Origin of the sequence: Bifidobacterium sp. M0399 (genome assembly GCF_016100595.1) — a bacterium.
In the GTDB taxonomy this organism is placed as follows: Bacteria; Actinomycetota; Actinomycetes; order Actinomycetales; family Bifidobacteriaceae; genus Bombiscardovia; species Bombiscardovia polysaccharolytica.
In genome coordinates, this window is sequence record NZ_JACFSD010000002.1 from 464,263 (window position 1) to 482,629 (window position 18,367).

The 18,367-nt window shown below is 56.1% G+C and carries 13 protein-coding genes and 1 pseudogene; 10 read left to right on the plus strand and 4 right to left on the minus strand.

Translation table 11 applies throughout. The annotated features are described in order from the left end of the window. The first annotated feature begins 19 nt into the window (after positions 1-19). From H3V09_RS06555 to H3V09_RS06570, 4 genes are all read left to right on the plus strand, one after another. Positions 20-1,186: an ImmA/IrrE family metallo-endopeptidase gene (locus H3V09_RS06555; protein WP_198191207.1), complete on the plus strand. Its 1,167-nt coding sequence runs from the start codon at positions 20-22 to the stop codon at positions 1,184-1,186. Further along, positions 1,183-1,716, plus strand: coding sequence for a DUF4411 family protein (locus H3V09_RS06560; RefSeq protein WP_198191206.1), 534 nt, complete (start codon positions 1,183-1,185; stop codon positions 1,714-1,716). The genes H3V09_RS06555 and H3V09_RS06560 overlap by 4 nt, the downstream gene beginning before the upstream one ends. 117 nt (positions 1,717-1,833) lie before the next feature. Beyond that, a complete protein-coding gene (locus tag H3V09_RS06565; protein WP_110425957.1) occupies positions 1,834-2,229 on the plus strand; it encodes a VOC family protein in 396 nt (131 codons plus the stop codon). Positions 2,230-2,532: 303 nt separating this feature from the next. Further along, the gene (locus H3V09_RS06570; RefSeq protein WP_198191205.1) at positions 2,533-3,426 is read left to right on the plus strand and encodes a 3-hydroxyacyl-CoA dehydrogenase; all 894 of its coding nucleotides are present in this window, start codon (positions 2,533-2,535) and stop codon (positions 3,424-3,426) included. A 181-nt stretch (positions 3,427-3,607) separates the two neighbouring features. On the opposite strand, the gene H3V09_RS06575 is transcribed toward H3V09_RS06570, so the two are convergent. Genes H3V09_RS06575 through H3V09_RS06585 form a run of 3 tightly spaced genes read right to left on the minus strand, consistent with a single transcriptional unit; the run spans position 3,608 to position 8,988 of the window. Further along, positions 3,608-4,852, minus strand: a complete 1,245-nt coding sequence (locus tag H3V09_RS06575) for a glycoside hydrolase family 1 protein (protein ID WP_198191204.1) — start codon at positions 4,850-4,852, stop codon at positions 3,608-3,610. 5 nt (positions 4,853-4,857) lie between these two features. Continuing rightward, positions 4,858-7,704: an alpha-L-rhamnosidase gene (locus H3V09_RS06580; protein WP_198191203.1), complete on the minus strand. Its 2,847-nt coding sequence runs from the start codon at positions 7,702-7,704 to the stop codon at positions 4,858-4,860. A gap of 15 nt (positions 7,705-7,719) precedes the next feature. After that, positions 7,720-8,988, minus strand: coding sequence for an MFS transporter (locus H3V09_RS06585; protein WP_181415182.1), 1,269 nt, complete (start codon positions 8,986-8,988; stop codon positions 7,720-7,722). A gap of 274 nt (positions 8,989-9,262) precedes the next feature. On the opposite strand from H3V09_RS06585, the gene H3V09_RS06590 reads away from it, so the two are divergent. Together H3V09_RS06590 and H3V09_RS06595 are read left to right on the plus strand one after the other, a co-directional pair. Continuing rightward, positions 9,263-10,069, plus strand: a complete 807-nt coding sequence (locus H3V09_RS06590) for an IclR family transcriptional regulator (protein WP_198191202.1) — start codon at positions 9,263-9,265, stop codon at positions 10,067-10,069. Positions 10,070-10,430: 361 nt separating this feature from the next. After that, positions 10,431-12,125: an MFS transporter gene (locus tag H3V09_RS06595; RefSeq protein WP_198191201.1), complete on the plus strand. Its 1,695-nt coding sequence runs from the start codon at positions 10,431-10,433 to the stop codon at positions 12,123-12,125. Positions 12,126-12,336: 211 nt separating this feature from the next. Here H3V09_RS06595 and H3V09_RS06600 read toward each other — a convergent pair whose 3' ends face one another. Continuing rightward, a complete protein-coding gene (locus H3V09_RS06600) occupies positions 12,337-14,295 on the minus strand; it encodes a right-handed parallel beta-helix repeat-containing protein (protein ID WP_198191200.1) in 1,959 nt (652 codons plus the stop codon). Positions 14,296-14,578: 283 nt separating this feature from the next. Between H3V09_RS06600 and H3V09_RS09110 the strand changes: the two are divergent. From H3V09_RS09110 to H3V09_RS06625, 4 genes and pseudogenes are all read left to right on the plus strand, one after another. After that, positions 14,579-15,761 (plus strand): annotated as a pseudogene (locus H3V09_RS09110) (extracellular solute-binding protein). Between the two features lie 35 nt (positions 15,762-15,796). Continuing rightward, a complete protein-coding gene (locus H3V09_RS06615; RefSeq protein ID WP_110425966.1) occupies positions 15,797-16,702 on the plus strand; it encodes a carbohydrate ABC transporter permease in 906 nt (301 codons plus the stop codon). After that, positions 16,702-17,532: a carbohydrate ABC transporter permease gene (locus H3V09_RS06620; RefSeq protein WP_110425967.1), complete on the plus strand. Its 831-nt coding sequence runs from the start codon at positions 16,702-16,704 to the stop codon at positions 17,530-17,532. Before H3V09_RS06615 ends, H3V09_RS06620 begins: the two co-directional genes overlap by 1 nt. A 184-nt stretch (positions 17,533-17,716) precedes the next feature. Further along, entirely contained in the window at positions 17,717-18,340 is a 624-nt protein-coding gene (locus H3V09_RS06625; protein WP_110425968.1) for a TetR/AcrR family transcriptional regulator, read from the plus strand. The last annotated feature ends 27 nt before the right edge of the window (positions 18,341-18,367 follow it).

Consider the following 18,367-nt stretch of genomic DNA (forward strand, 5'->3'; position numbering starts at 1 on the left):
GATACAGAAAGGGGGAACGATGGCTCAAACAGTACGCGTCAATGTTCCCCGCACCATTCTCGATTGGGTCATATCCATAGGTGCCGAAGACCGTCTAGGTGAGAACCAACGTCAGAATATTGACGCATGGAAACAGGGCACCAAACGGCCTACTGTCTCTCAGCTACATGACATTAGCGACAAGTTGCACGTGCCATTCGGCTACTTCTTCATGGATGAGCCCATTGATGATACGCCACCCATCTATGCCAAACGCACTGTCGGCAGTCAGCAGCCACAAGGACGTCCTTCCCGAGATCTTGTGGACACCATTGACCAGATGACTGCCATTCAGGACTGGGCGAGGCAAGACCGTATCGATAATGAAGGCAGCCGACTGGAACAGGTGGGTTCCCGAACCATCAATGATGATAGCAAGCTTATTGTCGAGGATGTTCGTCGAGCTCTGAAGATTAATAAACATTGGTATCGCAAATCCGGCCTGTATAAACCGGCTAAGGCTTTCAAACTGCTGCGCGAGCGCGCTGAGGGCACCGGAATTCTCATCATGCAGAACGGAGTGGTCGGCAATAACACACGCAGACCACTCGACCCCCAAGAATTTCGGGCCTTTACACTCATCGACCCATATGCCCCATTGATATTTATCAACAAGACTGACGAACCCGAAACCGCTCGCCTCTTCTCCCTGGTGCATGAGCTGGCACATGTTTGGTTGGGAGCAGATGAATTATACAATGACACCGTCCTACCCACCGGAGTCACCAGGCTTGAACAGGTCTGCAATGAAGTAGCGGCAGCCATATTGTTGCCGGACGAAGACTTCTTGGAAACTTGGCAGAGCATTCCGGACGACACCACATTGGACGAGCGGATGAAAGAGCTAAAGAAGCACTTCCCTGTCTCCCCCACCGCTTTGGCCCTTCATGCCTTGAAGCATAAGCTGATCAGCCAGGAAACTTTCCAGAAATGCAACCAGGCCGCCCAAACCTGGTCAGAAGAAACTGAAAATCAGCAAGGTTCTCCAAACTTTTATAACACCGAACTGAGCAGATTCGATTCCCGATTCCTGGAACGACTAGCAAGCAGCGTGGCCAAAGGGGGAACCACATATTTAGATGCCTATCGTCTCACAGGTATCACTGGCGACACTTTCACTAAGCTCATGAAGAGAGCCGTCTCATGACACAGCCATCGTTCATGGATTCGCCTTTTCTTATTGATGCAAACTGCCTGATCGAACCATACAATCGGTACTACAGCCCTCAGTTTGCTTTGTCGAAACCGTTCTGGAAGCATCTACATAATCTGGTCAACAATGGCAAAGTGGCAATTATCGACAAAGTTCGCGACGAGGTATATGGTCACAACTGCCCAGAAGTCGATACCTGGTTAGACGAAATAAAAAGCATTATGGTCACCTGCGAGAAAGAGGATGGCATTGTAGAAGCGTATGGGACTGTGCTTAACCAGGTCACCCGCCCTGAAAATGGTTATCAACGCACAGCAGTACGTGAATGGGCCGACAAACATATCGCCGACCCCTGGTTAATTGCCACGGCCAAGTTTTACGGCTCTACCATCGTCACTTTCGAGCAACCTCAAGCTGAATCGGATCGCCCGTGGAGACATCCCAAGATACCGACTGTCGCCTCCCAGCTCTCGGTTAATACTGAGAGCCTGTTCGCTTTCATGCAGAACGATGGAGGCTTCTGAAGGTTCAGACTACAAAGCCTGTCCCACTTTCCATCTCACCCTCATCTCCAGACGCACCATCGCCTAGAGTAGATGTAAGGGAACATCGCAAATCAAGGTACCAAAGGAGCAGCCATCATGAGACCAATGTCGGACTATGCCAAGGATCTGCAACACTCGGGCATGATTGCCCGTGATCTGGACGAGACCATCGACTTCTACACCAACAAACTCGGGTTCGAGCTGGTCGGTATCTACCCCAACGGGGAGAACCGCTGCGCCTTCCTGCGTCTGGGACATTTGACCATCGAAACCTGGGAGGGCGAACCTGCGCCCATGCGTACCGGGGCCATCAACCACTGGGCGCTGGATACGCCAGACATCGATGCCGCTTACGAGCATGCCCTGGAGATGGGATTGAAGATCAGAGAGGACTCCATCCAGTCCATTCCCACCTTCTGGCAGCGCGGAATCCGCTATTTCAACATCATCGGCCCCAATCAGGAGACCATCGAGTTCTGCCAGATTCTCTGAATGTCTTTTTTGATGTCCGGTGACTTTTCCCTCTTGCAGATACCGAGGAATGCAGGTGGCCGATTGCGTAATATAGCAACCCTCGACCCCACTGCGACGACGGTCGCCGTATAACATTCATGTGAGCGAAGCGACAAAATTCTCAGTGTTCCACACAATTAATTAAACGGACGAATAAGCCGTGATACCTCCTGTTATTCCAGCCTTTCAGCGACATAGGAACGCCCAGAATAATCCCAGGCACTGCCGGTATTATGGAATAAGTATCCAAAGATGGATGCATTGCAACGAAAAGAGGTTTCTATGACGAACATTCATAATGTCACGGTTGCCGGCGGCGGGGTGCTTGGCAGCCAGATCGCCTATCAATCAGCCTTCAAGGGTAAGAAGGTAACGATCTACGACATCAACGACCAGGCTGTGGCGGCCGCCGAGGAGCGCGTCAAGAACCTGCGCGATTCCTACAAGCACGACATCAATGCCACTGATGAGCAATTCGACGCCGGACTGAACAACATGTCCTTTACCGCCGACATGGCCGAGGCCGTCAAGGACGCTGACCTTGTCATTGAAGCAGTCCCGGAGAAGCCCTCGATCAAGCATGACCTTTATCAGAACCTGGCCAAGATGGCTCCCAAGGATGCCATCTTCACCAGCAACTCCTCCACCTACGTGCCCAGCACCTTCGCAGCCGACACGGGCAGGCCGGACAAGTTCCTGAACATGCACTTCGCCAACCAGGTTTGGCTGTACAACACGGCTGAGATCATGGGTACCGATCAGACCGACCCCAAGGTCTTCAATGAAATCGTGGACTATGCCAAGGAGATCGGCATGGTTCCCATCGTCCTGAAGAAGGAACAGCCTGGATACGTCCTGAACACCCTCCTCATCCCCCTGCTTGAAGCCGCCTCCTACCTTTGGGGTCAGGGCATCGCGGATCCGGAGACCGTGGACAAGACCTGGATGATCGCAACAGGCGCACCCATGGGACCCTTTGCCATCTTTGACGTTGTGGGACTGCGGACCGCCTTCAACATCACCAAGGAACAGCGGGGAGACAACCCTGACTTCAAGCCCTTCCTGGAGAAGATCCAGAAGATGATGGACGAGGGCAAGACCGGCAAGGATTCGGGAGAAGGGTTCTACACCTATCCCAACCCCGCCTTTGCTGATCCTGACTTCCTGAAGGCCTGACAAGGTACGGCAGGAATACGGCAATCCAGACGGTCGGCCAGAGGGAAAGCGATTGATCGCTGAACTGTAGTCCGACGAAAATCGAATGACCCCAACGAACTCCTTTCACGGAATCCGCTGGGGTCACCTATCAGAAATCTCCGAACCGCCATACAACATGTCGTACGGTCGGACCCTGGTTTCAGATAACAGTGTTGGTCACGATGTCGCGGTAAACCCCGGCACTCTTCTTGGGGGTGCGATCGAAGGTACCGTGCTCACGGTCCACTGAGCAAAGGCCAAAGTGAACGTCGAAGGCACTGATCCACTCATAGTTGTCCAGAAGCGACCAGTGGAAGTAGCCGAGGACCGGAACACCATCACGGACGAGTTCAATCAAGGGCGGTATGGACGCTTTGAGGAAGCGGCACCGCAACTCATCATCCTGCGTGGAAACACCATGCTCGGTGACAACAACAGGCAGGCCCGTCAGATGATGGATGTAATTGACGGCATTGACCAGCGACTCGGGGTGGAGGGCAGTACCGGTCTCGTTGACCTCTTCGCCTGGCTGAGCTGGGATGGGACCATCGTCGCCGAATATCTCACGCTCATAGTTCTGGACGCCAACGAAGTCGTCTCCCTGGACGGCCTGAGCCCAAGGACCATAGCAGGACCGACGCTTGGCCATGGCTAACTTCTTACCCTCCTCAGTCCTATAGCTTTCGTCAATTACAGCCAGGGAGAGGCCCACCGGCAGTTCGGGACAGACCGAGCGCACAGCCTGCACGGCAGCACGATGGGCGCGGATGAGGCCGAACTCCAACTGGGTCACCTCTTCAGGGATGACCACATTGCCTGAACGGTACTGTTTCACACCGGCCTTCTTGGTGGCCGCGTTGATGCATGCGCGCTGAAGGTCCACCGCCTCCTGGGGCAAGCTCCCGTTGTCCAGAATCCTAGGCAAATCAGGTTCATTGAATGTGACGGCCAAAGCCACCCGGTCCCCAATCCGGTCCAGAACACGAACGCACTCATCGGCGAACATGGCGGGAGCATCATGATTGAGCCACCCTCCCTTGGCTGCGAACCAGCTAGGAATCGTGAAGTGGCAGAGGGTGATCGCAGGATCAATCCCGCGCTCCAGGCACCCGTCCACCATACGATCGTAATGATCCAGGGCATCCTGGTCGACATTGCCCTCCTCGGGCTCAATCCGCGCCCACTCGACGGAGAAGCGGTAGGAGTTGAGTCCCATCCCTTTAATCAAGTCCAGATCGTCGGCCCATCGTTCCCAACTCCTGCAGGCATCTCCGGCTGGCTCCTTGAATACCGAGGGAGAAACGCTCTCCAGGAAGGTGGTATCGGCAGCGGTGTCACCTCCGTCCACCTGATGGCCGGCCGTAGAGGCCCCCCACAGAAAATGATCAGGCAGGATTGCTGTCATGGTAATTACTCCTTTTCCTTTGTGTGCAAATCTTGTTTTTTCAGACCAGCCAGAAAACTCCTGCAGACCCGCTCTATCTCGTCTGCTCCCGGAACGTACCCCTGCTGGGAGGCGACATCGGGCAAACGGTCCAGATCTGCATCCAACCACGGCTTAGCCGCTTTGGTAAAGGCCACATCCGCCTGATCACCCACATAAACCGGCGATCCGGGTAACTTCAGAGCCTCGGTCAACCGATCCATGGACACGGTCGAATCAATCAGGTCGCGAATAGTTCGGATCGGACTCGATGGCCCGCAGACCTGGTCTAATGGAATGTCCCAGGCATACCGGCCATGTCGGCAAGTCTCTTCCCTCGCTCCCGGCAGAGCTACACAGGCCTGGACACCGACAGGAATCTCCAGCTCCAGATGGAATGTTTGGCCGCAGATCGCCCAATTCAATCGAATAAGCCCGTATGGCGTCTCCTGACTGATATCGACATGGGCGACGGCTGGATCGACAACTGGAGATACGCAGACCTTCCTCCAACCTGGTTCGCGCATCTGCAGGCCGGCCAGACCCTCAAGCATCCAATGGACAATGGCACCCAGAGCGTAGTGGTTGAACGAAGTCATCTCCCCAGGATTGATTGAACCGTCGGGCAGCATGGAATCCCACCGCTCCCAAATGGTGGTGGCTCCCATTGTGACTGGATAGAGCCAGCTGGGGCACCGGTCCTGCAGAAGGAGACGAATGGCCAGGCGTGGATGCCCACTTTTAACCAGGGCCGGGCATACCAGGGGTGTGCCGAGGAAGCCGGTGGAAATACGGAAACCGCTGACCCGAATGATGTCAGCCAGGCGATCACCCGCACCCTGACGCTGGTCTGGGGTCTCCAGAAGGTCCCAAACCAGCGCCATGGCGTAGACCGAGGCACAGTCAGAAATAATTGCACCGTTGGCAGTCACATATTCTTCGCGGAAGGCACGAGCCACCTGGTCGGCCAACAGACTGTAGTGACCAGCCTGGTCCTCTTCTCCCAGGGCCTGATGCGCCCGAGCCACCAGACGGGCCGAATGAGCAAAGTACGCAGTGGCCACTACATCCGGGTCGGCTTTGGAACCTCCGGGATTGTCTGGCGGTGCATCCGGATCCAGCCAATCACCAAACTGAAAGCCTCCACGCCAGAGACGGGAGCCCCCACAATGGACTTCGACACCGTCTACGAACCGGTCCATCATGGGCAGGAAGCGACGCAATACCGCCTTATCCCCTGTAGCCTGATAGATCGCCCAAGGGACAAGTACAGCCGCATCCCCCCAGCCACAAGTCAGTTTGGGTCCGTCCAAAACGTCTGGCACTACTACGGGGATCCCCCCGTCAGAAGCCTGGGTGTCAGCCATATCCTCCAACCAAGATGCCAGAAATCCTCCGGCACGGAAGAGGGCGAGTGCCGTTGGAGCGAACATGGCAATATCGCCAGTCCAGCCCAGGCGCTCATCACGCTGGGGGCAATCAGTGGGAAGCACGATGAAGTTGTCCATAGTGGACCAGCGGGCGTTCTGGAAAAGCCGATCCAGCTCGGCTCGCGAGGACTTGAAAGTTGCCAGAGGCCTCATCTCGGCTGAGACCAGACAGGCTTCCAGATCCTGAGCTCGAAAATCCTCCACACCCTCCACCTGGACATAACGGAAACCATGCTGGGTGAAGAGGGGCTCCAGGTCTTCCTCGCCTCCGGAGAGGATGAAACGATCTGTCGCCTTCGCGTTGCGAAGAGGACGAGTACCTAGTTCACCTTTTTCAAGCACCTCGGCATGGCGGAGGATCACTTCCTGCCCAAGTTGCCCGTGCCTGATGTGCATGCGGACCCAGCCGGACACGTTCTGGCCGAAATCCACAATTTTCCCTCCGGATGGGGTTGTGATGATCTCCAGACCAGGCAAGCGATCCAGAATCCGCGCGGGCGGCGCCTCCTGTGGTCTGATTCGCGCCGCCGGCATCGGCAAGGCCCGAACCGGGTGGGTCTGTCCCCCCTGGTTGAGCAGTGGGACGCGCATGTCCCGGGTTTGCCCGTCATAGAGGTCATTCGCCAGAATGGGCGAAGACCTCCACGTCCAATCCTGATCGGTGGCAAGCCTGTGCTCCCCATCCTGGTCCCGCCAGAATAGATTGGCCAGAAGCCAGAGATTCTTCCCATAGACTTCGGTTCGGCAGGTCCAGGTGAGTTGACCGCGGTACCACCCGTTGCCCAAGATGACTGCAAGCTCGTGCCGGCCCGGAGCAAGCACCTGTGTCAGATCGTAGGTCAGAGCATTCATTCGTTTTCTGTAATCAGTCCAACCGGGCGTCAACTCATCGCAACCAATACGGCATCCATCCAGATAGGGGATGAAAATACCCCCCGCTGTCAAATCCAGGCGACCCAGATCACACCCCTGACCCACGGTAAAAGACCGCACCATGATAGGCGCTGGATCTTCCCGGCCAACACCCGGATCAGGCTCAATCGGTGAACCCGACCAGTCCTCATTGCTGAGCAGTCCGGTCTCCACCAGAGTTGGGTCGGACCAGGAGGACCAGTTACCGTCTTCTCCTGCAGCCCGAACTCGAACACGGGCGCACTGATGCGACTTCAAAGGGGTGGTCGGCCAAGGCAGGCAAATCTGATCCGCTCCTTCAAAGTCGTGAATCTGAGGTGGCTGCCCACCCTGGGCGATCTCAACCTGAGCTCGATGCTGCTCCCAGCCGTGAGGAGCTGAAAGAATCCTCCACGAAAGAGAGGGCCTCCGATCCTCATATCCTATGACCCGATCAGCAACAGGGTGTTGCCCGAAACCAACCTTGCCGACTGTCACTGCTGCCATGGTCATGCACCCTTCCCCTTCCTATTTGATTCCCCTGATGAGGGGCATTATGACTACACTGCAGAGACTGAGCACTGCACCGATGAACCAAAGCAGCGGGTAATTGTTCCCACCGGCGCTGTTGATGACAATAGGGGCGACGGCGGGCACCAGAACGTTGGCCCCGTTCAGAGCCAGTGCGAAGACGCCCATATCCTTGCCAGCATCCTTGCTCTCAGGCAGGACGGCGGCGCAAAGGGCCAGATCCACGGTCAAATACATGGCCTGCCCCACGCAGAAGATCTCCCAAGCAATCAGGAATTGAGTGAAGCTATGGGATGTCCCGCCCAAGCAGAGAGCACCCGCCATTATGATGGCGGCCAGAATGACAAAGGGCTTCTTCCGGCCCAGACGATCGGTCAGAAATCCGGAACACGAGAAGAAAATAACCGATATTGGCGCCGAGCACAGCGTAAGCAGTCCGGCCTTGCTCCCCACTTGGTTGAGGGGGACGCGCAGACCGGAGATCAGGTAGTAGACGAAGTAGGTCTGCATGGAAGCCATGGCAAGACCGACAAGGAAACGCGCCAACCAGGTCCATCCGAAGTTGGGATGTTTGCGGGGGTTGACGAAGAAACCACCAAAGAGTTTTTTCAGGCTGAGCGGTGGCACTTGGCTGCGCTTCTTAACCGGGTCACGGTATAGGAGAAGCAGAGGAATCGAGGTGAGCAAACCAAGCAGTATGGGCACTGTCATGAGCAGAAGGCCGTTGCCCACCAAGGCACCCGTGAGGTAGGTGCCTGCCGAAAAGGAAAGGGCCCCAAAGAGTCCCATCAGCCCCATGACTGTTCCTCGTCTATTCTCCGGTACTCCCTCCACGGCGATGACCGAGTAAGCATTGAACCCGGCCTGCATGAAAACAACAGCTATCACATAGGCAACCCCCATGATCCAGACGTTGGTGGAAAGGCCCACGACTGCAGCCGCCGCAAGACAGACCAGGAGGCAACCTACAATCCAAGGCCGACGGCGACCGAATCTGCTTGTCGTCCTGTCTGAGAGACCTCCGACCAAGGGAATGAAGAAGAGCATGAGCAGAGAACCTACCGAAGTTATACGGCTGTAGACCGTATCTTTCTGGTCCGGCATGACTGAAGCTACTCGTAGGGAGAGCGCCGTACCCAGACTCATGCACATGATGTAGAGACCAACTGCGGCAATCAGGACTAAAGCGATGGTCTTGCGCGGGTCGGGATACTCAGAAGGTAGATACCCTGGATCATGATCCGGCTTCCTGCCTGGTTCACTCATGTCAAGTCCTCCTTTGGACTGTAAAACTCGTTTACTTCTTTCCCGGGTGCATGCCCTCCGTAATCTGCATCCAGATCCGGTCACCGTTGCTATTTCGCATCGTCGCTTCCTGGCCACCAGCTCCCTGGATCTGATCCAACCCGGGTACACATCCGTTTCTATTCGTCCCATCAAAGGAGCACGAAGTCGATTCCCATCCAGTGGAAAAGGCATGGTTTGACCCAATGGGCCTTCTTATGGTTGCCTGTAAAGGATATGGGAGCAGATCAGAGCTATGGCAGCAACTCACGATTCCAGCAGAGCCGCACGCAGCGGCGTGCTTGACCGTGCCTTCGCCATATTGAGTTGCTTCACTTCGGACCAGCCCTCGCTGACGCTGACCCAGATCATGCATCGGACAGGACTGCCTGCCAGCACTACCAGCAGATTATTAAAGGAACTCACCGCTCACCAGGCTCTGAGCAGGGACCGGTCAGGCTCCTATTCCATCGGCCCCTTGCTAATGGAGATCGCCCAATACGCCCAGCCTATGCTCTACATACGCGAGGCAGCCTCCCCGGTTCTGGACAAGCTGTCAAGAATGACCGAGGAGCACATCCAGCTGGGGGTCCTAGACGGCCAGGAGATGGTGGTCCTGGACAGGCGAGAGGGTAGGCATCGGATTCCGGTCTACTACCATATCGGTGACCGCCTGCCTGTGGTTCCCACCGCCGTCGGCAGGGTCCTCCTGGCTTATGCCGACCCTGATACAATCAACGAGATTCTGGATCAGGAACGGTTCATTTGGCCCACATGGCAGACACCACGACCTTCATCCAAAACGGTCCGCCGTGACCTGGAGATAATACGTCAGCATCAAGTGGCCCTTCTGAAAACGCCCAAGGCATCGGTTCACTCAGTAGCCGCCCCCATCTTCGGCCATACCGGGGCTGTCATAGCAGCTATAAGCATCGTAGTGGGCTCCGACGAGCAGCGTCTGGAGCAGTATGTACCTCTTATCAAGGCCGGAGCCAGGGCCATCACCAATCGGATCAGCGGGCCAAGGCCCTCACGCATCCTCCCACCCTGGGATGGAGAATGACCTATCCAGGCAACCGCCAGACATCATCACTCCGACCAACGATTGCATATCTCCTTCCCGACAACATCGGCGATGAATACCTCTTCGGCTGGATTACGCAGCGCTCTGTTGCTGTCATTAGAGAGCGAACCAACCCAAGGTATAAAAGTCGATGAGTCAGCATCCAGCTGTTGCTCCTCATCGTTTGGCGCCATGCCTCACAACCGTTCGCGGATTAGCTGCAAGGGATGAACTGGGAGAAAAATGGCCTTGTGGTAAAATGTACATTTATGACGTTTTTGTAAAGCGTTCGAGAGGAGACCGCTGCGGCAGAAGACAGACCTCGGAGTAGTACAACGGCCCCATGGCCGGAGAAGGAATAATGGTAGAAGACGAAACAAATTCGACCAAGCATGACGGTCTCAGCGAGAAACAAAACCAGAAACAACTGAAGAAGCAGCAGGCCGCGGCAAAACGCAAGGCCCGCAAGCAGAACCCCAGACCGCATCGGGGCTGGAGCGAGCGCCTGCATCTGACCGACATCAACGTAGTGGATAGATCCACCCTCAAACGGGCCATCGCCGGCACCGTGGTCGGCAACTTCATGGAATGGTACGACGTGGGGGTCTACGGCTACCTGGCGGTGACCATCGGCCGTGTCTTCCTGTCCGACGCATCCGATGCCGTGCAGCGGCTCTTCTCTCTTGGTGTTTTCGCCGTCACTTTCGTTGCCCGACCGCTGGGCGGCGTGGTCCTGGGCCAGTTGGGCGACAAGGTCGGCCGCCAGCGCATTCTGGCCTTCACCCTGCTGAGCATGTCCGCAGCCACCCTGCTGATCGGCCTTCTGCCCAGCTATGCTGCCGTCGGTCCGCTGGCACCTATTCTGCTTATCCTGCTCAAGCTGATTCAGGGCTTCTCCACAGGCGGCGAGTACGCAGGCGCCTCGACCATGGTCACCGAATATTCCCCTGACCGGCATCGTGGCTTCTTCGCCTCCCTGCTGGACGTGGGATCCTACCTGGGCTACGCCTTCGGAGCAGCCTTGGTCTCCCTCCTGGAGTTCTCCATCTCCCCGGAAGCCATGCTGGCCTGGGGCTGGCGCATCCCCTTCATCATCGCCCTGCCGCTGGCTGCCATCGCAGTCTACTTCAGGGCCAAGGTCCAGGACACCCCTGCCTTCCGTCAGGCCCAGGATGCAAGCGACGAGAAGACCAAGAGCCAGCACAAGAGCCTGCTGGACCTGATCCGGGGCTACTGGCGGGAACTGCTCATGGCTTTCATCCTGGTGGCCGCGGCCAATACCCTGAGCTACACGCTGACCGCCTACATGCCCACCTACCTATCAGGCACCCTGCACTACAACACAGCCCAGGCCAACCTGCTCTCCCTGCCGGTCCTGCTCATGGTGGCCTGCTGCATCCCCATCACCGGAGCCCTTTCCGACCGCTTTGGCCGCAAGAAGGTGCTGTTTATGGGAGCATTCACTGGACTGTGCCTGTCCCTGCCGGCTTTCCGACTGTTGGAGCATGAAACCACGGGTGCCGTCTTCGGCGGACTGGTCCTGCTGGCCATCCCAGTCATCTTCTTCGTGGCCAACCTGGCATCCACCCTGCCGGCTCTCTTCCCAACCGCATCCCGTTACGGCGGCATGGGACTGTCGTACAACCTGGCCGTAGCCGTCTTCGGCGGAACCGCACCTGTCATCATGGAAGGGCTGGTGACCGCGACCGGCAAGTCCCTGGCACCTGCCTACTGGATCATGTTCACCTCGACCTGCGGTCTGATCACCGTGCTCTTCCTGGCCGAGACCGCCCGGCGCCCCATGCCCGGCACCCTGCCCACCGTGCTCAACCGGCAGGAGGCCCGCGACCTGGTGGCCACCCAGGACCGCAATCCCGACCTGGACGTGAAGACCATCATCAAGGATGCCGAAGAGAGTGGCGTGCGCAAGACACCGAAAAAGCTGGTCGCCGAGACACGCAAACTTCTGGGCATTCCCCGCTCCGGAGACAAGAAAGCCCGTGAGGCAAAGCAACCGAAAGATGCTGAACCCTCAACGAAACCCGCGAAGTCATAGCACTCCGTGAATCTGACATGCTTCCTCAGCTGATGCGCCAAGGAAGGTGATCTCCTCCCAGTCAGCAGATCACCGCCAACATCCGGACCCGAGACCTTTGCGCCTCTCAGCCCATGAAGACATCCATCGGCATTCAAACGAAAAGGGTGGACGGGGTTCATAGCAACTTCCGTCCACCCTTTCTGGCTTCAGGCCAGCCGTGATTCAACTCCTACATAAGCCGCATGTGGTTCTTCCCTGGTGTTAGCCCCTCAAGAGGGCCGGGTACCGGGTCATCCCCACGAATGACGCCCGTCAGGTCCCTATCTATAGCAATCGAGCTGCCATCCGGGGCCTCATACCGTTCTTCGGACATGCGCGGCGCTCCCAGCATGGCGGTGTCGACAATGCGGCAGCCCATGTGGAACATGGCCTCAGGCAATTCCCCATCCAGCCAAACAGATCCGTCGTGGTCTGTTACGACTTTGAATCTCGGATTATCGGGAATCTTGCAAGCATCGCTGTCCTGAGAGCATGACTGTGCGCCATTAAGATAGACGTTGCGGTCAATATAGGCAGGTTGCTTCACTCGTTCGAAAAGCTCAAGGTCCCCCGGACCATGAGCATGAACCAGTTCCCGGTACTCGTCCATGCTGCCTGGGCACCCCTCATAGGTCTCTGTCCCCCTAGTAGTTACCCCAGGCAGATAGGCCTCTCCTCCCACAAAGATGTTCTGATAGATTCGGTCGTCGCCTCCATAGACGCAGGCCGTGCCAGCGACAGTGGTCGAATGCGGCAAATGGTAGGGGGTGAACCGGTCGAGGACGTCGCGGCGCTGGGCGGACCCACAGAACAGGTTGTGCACAAAAGCGGTGCCCTGTGCCACATTGTCCAGGTTGTATGCCGAGGCGAACACATTGTTGTCGACCAGGCAGGGGCCATGAGTGACTTCAATCATAAAATCACGGATATTGTCATTGAAGACATTCGAGCTCACCCGCGTCCCCTGGGCTTCCCAATCCAGCCAGATTCCCAATGTGGATTCATGGATGTGATTATGCCGGATAATCACATCGATTGCGGTATGCAGCTTGATGCCGGCTATCTCATGGCCGAAGAACTCATGCTTATTGCCAATATCATGGATGTCATTGTCCTCAATCACCGAACGGATGCAACCCAGATGCCCGACGACTCCATTCTGACCACAGTCGTGGATATGGTTATTGCGCACGAGATGCGAACCGACGGTCTCCATATCCCACCCGGCATGGCGAGCGCGGAAAACCGTCTCCAATTGCGTCTGATACCCAGGCTTGTATCCCCACCGGGTGGATTCGCTGTCACCAGTGGACCAGTCCTTGCCCAGCGAAACTGCGCTGCACCTGGCATCATGCAGATCATTTCCCTCAATGACCCATCCCTTTGACCAGTGGGTGCCGATCAGACCCTGCTGGTCACCCGTGGGGGGAGCCCATTGGCAGGCAGCCTGGGCCATCTCGAACCCGGTTACTGTTATGTAGTTGATGCTGGTACGCAATGGGTAGAAGCAGGTCGGGCGCACATTGATCTCCACCAGACTGACGTTCGGATCATACCCTTGGAAATTCGCCCAAATGCAGGTTGTCCGATCCCCGACCTGTGCATACCACTGATAGACCGTATCCTCTGGATGAGCCACCGGCTCCTCCTCCTTGACCCAGTCGGGTCCGAAACCGGTCTTGCGCATCTGGGGATTGCGCACCGACTCCACGTCCGGAGCCTGGTACATCGACTTCCCATTGATATAGACCTCGCCGAGAGTCATATTCCATGTACTCGGCCGTTCCAGCCAATCACCTTTCAGAGGGGTTGCAAAGGGGTTGAAGCTTCCGAACAAGCTGTTGTCGATTTCGGCCGTCCAGACTGAATTCCCACGATCCTGCCAGCAGTTGACGCGCTCTGAACCCTTGATCACCGGATGCTCGCCGGGAGCGGCAGTATAGGTGATCCGGTCATACCGGTCCTTGCCGCCGTTGATTGGATTCACGCTCTCCCTGTATGTGCCAGCATGCACCATGACCACATCGCCGGCCAAGGCCACATCGGCTGCCTGCTGAATGCTGCGAAAAGGCCTTTCCACGCTGCCATCGCCGCAGTCATCAGAGCCTTCCTTCACGTGCAGAACCCGGCTTCCAGTGTCTGGTCTCATTATTTCCTCCTTGAAGACACGAGAATTAAATCAATGAACTAATTTGCACTTAGTAATTACTAAGTATATAGTAATCATCGACTCCCGACGACGGAAGCCCTCGGGATTCAGATAAAGCGAAGAGAAGATAGGACTCAAAGAGGAGACTGACATGAAACGATCGGGCAAACTCATTGCAGCCATAGCATCCACGGCCATGCTACTAGGAGCCTCCGCCTGCGGTTCCCAGCCTGGAAACTCGTCAGGCAGCAAGGCGGAAGGCGCCAATGTGACGACCTGGGCTATGACGGATGCACCCTGGAACCCCGTAAAGGATGCCTTCAAGGAATGGAACAAGGACCACAAGGATGCCCAGATCAGCGAGGAGAGCTTTGCCAATGACGCATACAAGGAGAAAATCCGCACTGCAGTCGGTTCGGGCAACGCCCCTACTTTCTTCCCCAGTTGGGGAGGGTCGCCGCTGACCGACTACACCAAGAGCAAGGCAATCACCGACCTGACCCCTGAACTCAAGACCGATATTCAGGGCAAGGTGCTTGATTCGGTTGCAGCGGAAGGTTTCCGAGACGGCAAGCTCTATGCCGTACCCACCGGACAGGCCCAGCCTGTTCTGATGTTCTACAACAAGAAAGTACTCAAGGAGGCGGGCATCGACTCGGCCCCACAGACCTGGGACGAACTGGTCGCCGATGTTTCAGCACTGAAAGCCGCCGGCAAGACCCCCATCTCCCTGGCGGGTGGCAGCAAGTGGCCATACCTGATGTGGGCCGCATACCTTGTTGACCGCATCGGAGGCCCTGAAGTCTTCAACAATGTGCTCAAGGGGCAAGAAAGACGCCTGGAGCGATCCCGCGGTGACCAAGGCCATGGGGATGATTCAGGAGCTGGTCAAGGCAGGCGCCTTCGGCGATTCCTACCAGTCCCTGACCGCCGATGACAGGAAAGACACTGCACTCATCACCACTGGGCAGGCGGGATTTGAACTCATGGGATCCTGGGTGTATTCGGACCTGATCAGCATCAGCAAGGACTTCACCGCCAAGGACCTAGGCTATGCCCCCTTCCCGACCGTCAAGGACGGCAGGGGTGACCCAAATGACCTGACAGGAAATCTGTCCAGCTACTGGCAGCTTTCGTCAAAGGCCAGCAAGGAACAGAAGAAGACCTTCGTAGACTTCATCAAGACCAAGAACTATTCCGACACCATGGTCGATGCCATGCTCAAGCAGGGGCAGGTCCCTCCGGTGAAGAACATCGAATCCAAGATCAAAGCTGCTGACGATGGTTCAGGCTACTACCCCTGGCTGTACCAGGCCGTAAAAAAGGCGCCGAACTATCAGCTCTCCTGGGATGTTGCGCTTCCCTCTGAACAGGGTCAGGCCATACTGAACAACCTGGAGCAGGTGTTCCTGAACACCATGTCTCCTGATCAGTTCGTTTCGGCGATGAACAAAACGATCAAATAGCTCCCAAGGTACAAACAAGCTATGAGAGGAGCGCTATGAGGAAAACACATCAAAGGGGCACGGAGAAGACCCTGCACAAGGGACCGTCATTATGGTACGCCTTGCCGGCCCTGCTGCTGTTCGGTCTATTCGCGGCAATTCCCCTAGTAGGTGTGGTCATTCTGTCCCTGACCAACTGGGACGGACTGGGGGCGGTTACATGGAATGGCATCGGCAACTGGATCAGAATGCTCCATGACCCGCTGGTGCTCAACGGTCTGAAGCTCACTGTGATACTCACTGTTGTCAGCTGGCTGGTGCAAACTCCCATCTGCATCCTTTTGGGTGTCTTCATGGCAGGAAAACAGCGGTACAGGGCCTTCCTGTCAGTGTTCTACTTCATTCCGCTCCTCTTCTCGTCCACTGCGGTCGCCATAGCCTTCAAGAACCTTCTGGATCCGCAATTCGGCCTTGGGAAGGCTTTGGGGTGGAAGTGGCTCGCACACAACTGGCTGGGCGATCCCAACACCGCCCTCTGGACCCTGATCGTTGTGGTTTCCTGGTGCTTCATACCATTGCATTCACTGCTCTATCAGGGTGCGGTACGGCAGATACCCCAAAGCCTGTATGAGGCAGCCATGCTGGACGGAGCAGGGACTGTACGCCAGTTCTTCTCCATCACCCTGCCGCAGATCAAATATACCTTTGCCACCGATTCGACCCTGATGATTGTGGGATCGCTGACCTATTTCGATCTGGTCTATGTCATGACCGCAGGCGGGCCGGGAAATGCCACCCGCATTCTTCCCCTGGACATGTATCTCAAAGGTTTCAAGAGCTATGACATGGGCGGGGCGAGCGTCGTGGGGGTCATCATCCTCGTCATGGGCATTGCCATATCGCTCCTGCTCAACAAGCTATCGGGTTCCGACAAGATGGAAAGCCAGATGGAGGGAGTCTGATGATCAGGATCAAAGGAAAGCAAATCAACATCGCCGGAGGACTCCTAGGCTGGATCTGGCTGGCCGTCGTGGTAGTGCCCGTTTACTACATTCTGGTAACGTCGGTCCGGAATCAGAACGACCTGTTCTCCCAAAACCCGCTTTCGTTGCCAAGCCATGTCACTTTTGACGCATATCGAAGAGTCTTCCAGAATCATTTCCTCAGATACATCTGGAATTCGGTCTTCGTCACAGTCGTCACCGTAGCCATAATTCTGCTGGTCACCTTCATGGTGGCTTACATGATCGTGCGCAGAAACGACAAGTGGTCCCGACGGGTCTACAAGTTCATCATCACCGGCCTGGCCATTCCCATGCAGGCCGTGATCATCCCGGTGTATTACCTCATTATCCGCATCGGCCTCTATGACACTTTGTGGGCCTTGATCCTGCCGTCAGCAGCCTTTGCGATCCCCATCTCGGTAATGATATTGACCAACTTTCTGAGAGACATACCCCAGTCTCTTTTCGAAGCCATGTCAGTGGACGGGGCCAGCGAGTTCATGACCATGACGAAACTCGCTGTTCCGATGGTCAGGCCCGCAATCATTACAGTGGCTATCTATGACGGCCTGAATGTCTGGAATGGTTTCCTCTTCCCGTTGATTCTGACCCAGTCTGCAGATAACCGCGTGATACCCCTGTCGCTCTGGCTTTTCCAGGGGCAGTTCACTGTAGATACACCAGGAATACTGGCAGCAGTGGTTATTTCGGTGCTGCCGATCCTGACGGCCTACATCTTCGGCCGCAAACAGATGGTCGCAGGCTTGACAGCCGGGTTCAGCAAATAATCGTAGGCAGCCCAGCTGAAAGAACAGATCGGGACCAAGCGGAACGGCTTTCTGCTTGGCCCCGATCTGTCCAGACGATGCATTGCCGGTTGACGGATTATCCTGATATAAGTGGTTGCATCAAGTACATTGAATACGGATACAATGCTGTTGGTACACGTCGACTTTCTCAGAGGGATGACCAATGAATAGGCGAAAGCGTTCTACCTCGTCACCGCGAATGTCGGCCGACCAACGCAGAACAAGCATTCTGAAATCAACCATCGCTTGTATTTCCAAGTTCGGCTTCTGGGGGTTCACCATACGTGATGTAGCGGAAGCTGAGGGAGTGACTGAGGCAGGGCTTCTGTACTACTTCAAATCCAAAGAGGAACTTCTTGTCAAAACTCTGGAATATGCGGACAGCATCAACGCCGAAGCCATCGCCAAGCGCCTTGGAGTCAGCGAGGAAACCGATATTTCAGATGGACTGGGATACCACGGTGATTTCAGCCTCAAGACCCTGACCACTGCAACTGTGGAAGCGAACGTCTCCCGACCGCAATTGGTCAGTCTCTATATCGTCCTTCAAGGCGAATCCCTGGAAGACAAGCATCCCGCCCACCAGTTCTTTCTCGATCGCGAGCAGAAGGTTCTTCACGAGTATGCCTACGTTGCCAAGAGGGACAGGCTTGAGAACCCCGATCGAATAGCCCTGCAAACGCTCAGTGCCATGGATGGGCTCCAGCTGCGGTGGCTGACAGGCGGTAAAACCATGGATTTTGTTGATGAATGGAAACGCTTCATCAACATCATCATTCCGGACTGATCCATAGCCACGATTAGTGACAGAAGC

What these genes read in the sequence shown, in the direction of transcription:
- H3V09_RS06615 (WP_110425966.1), top strand. Translation starts at nt 15,797, where the DNA reads ATGAGGAAAACACATCAAAGGGGCACGGAGAAGACCCTGCACAAGGGA.
- H3V09_RS06575 (WP_198191204.1), bottom strand. Translation starts at nt 4,852, where the DNA reads ATGACAGCAATCCTGCCTGATCATTTTCTGTGGGGGGCCTCTACGGCC.
- H3V09_RS06570 (WP_198191205.1), top strand. Translation starts at nt 2,533, where the DNA reads ATGACGAACATTCATAATGTCACGGTTGCCGGCGGCGGGGTGCTTGGC.
- H3V09_RS06590 (WP_198191202.1), top strand. Translation starts at nt 9,263, where the DNA reads ATGGCAGCAACTCACGATTCCAGCAGAGCCGCACGCAGCGGCGTGCTT.
- H3V09_RS06600 (WP_198191200.1), bottom strand. Translation starts at nt 14,295, where the DNA reads ATGAGACCAGACACTGGAAGCCGGGTTCTGCACGTGAAGGAAGGCTCT.
- H3V09_RS06625 (WP_110425968.1), top strand. Translation starts at nt 17,717, where the DNA reads ATGAATAGGCGAAAGCGTTCTACCTCGTCACCGCGAATGTCGGCCGAC.
- H3V09_RS06555 (WP_198191207.1), top strand. Translation starts at nt 20, where the DNA reads ATGGCTCAAACAGTACGCGTCAATGTTCCCCGCACCATTCTCGATTGG.
- H3V09_RS06560 (WP_198191206.1), top strand. Translation starts at nt 1,183, where the DNA reads ATGACACAGCCATCGTTCATGGATTCGCCTTTTCTTATTGATGCAAAC.
- H3V09_RS06620 (WP_110425967.1), top strand. Translation starts at nt 16,702, where the DNA reads ATGATCAGGATCAAAGGAAAGCAAATCAACATCGCCGGAGGACTCCTA.
- H3V09_RS06565 (WP_110425957.1), top strand. Translation starts at nt 1,834, where the DNA reads ATGAGACCAATGTCGGACTATGCCAAGGATCTGCAACACTCGGGCATG.
- H3V09_RS06585 (WP_181415182.1), bottom strand. Translation starts at nt 8,988, where the DNA reads ATGAGTGAACCAGGCAGGAAGCCGGATCATGATCCAGGGTATCTACCT.
- H3V09_RS06580 (WP_198191203.1), bottom strand. Translation starts at nt 7,704, where the DNA reads ATGACCATGGCAGCAGTGACAGTCGGCAAGGTTGGTTTCGGGCAACAC.
- H3V09_RS06595 (WP_198191201.1), top strand. Translation starts at nt 10,431, where the DNA reads ATGGTAGAAGACGAAACAAATTCGACCAAGCATGACGGTCTCAGCGAG.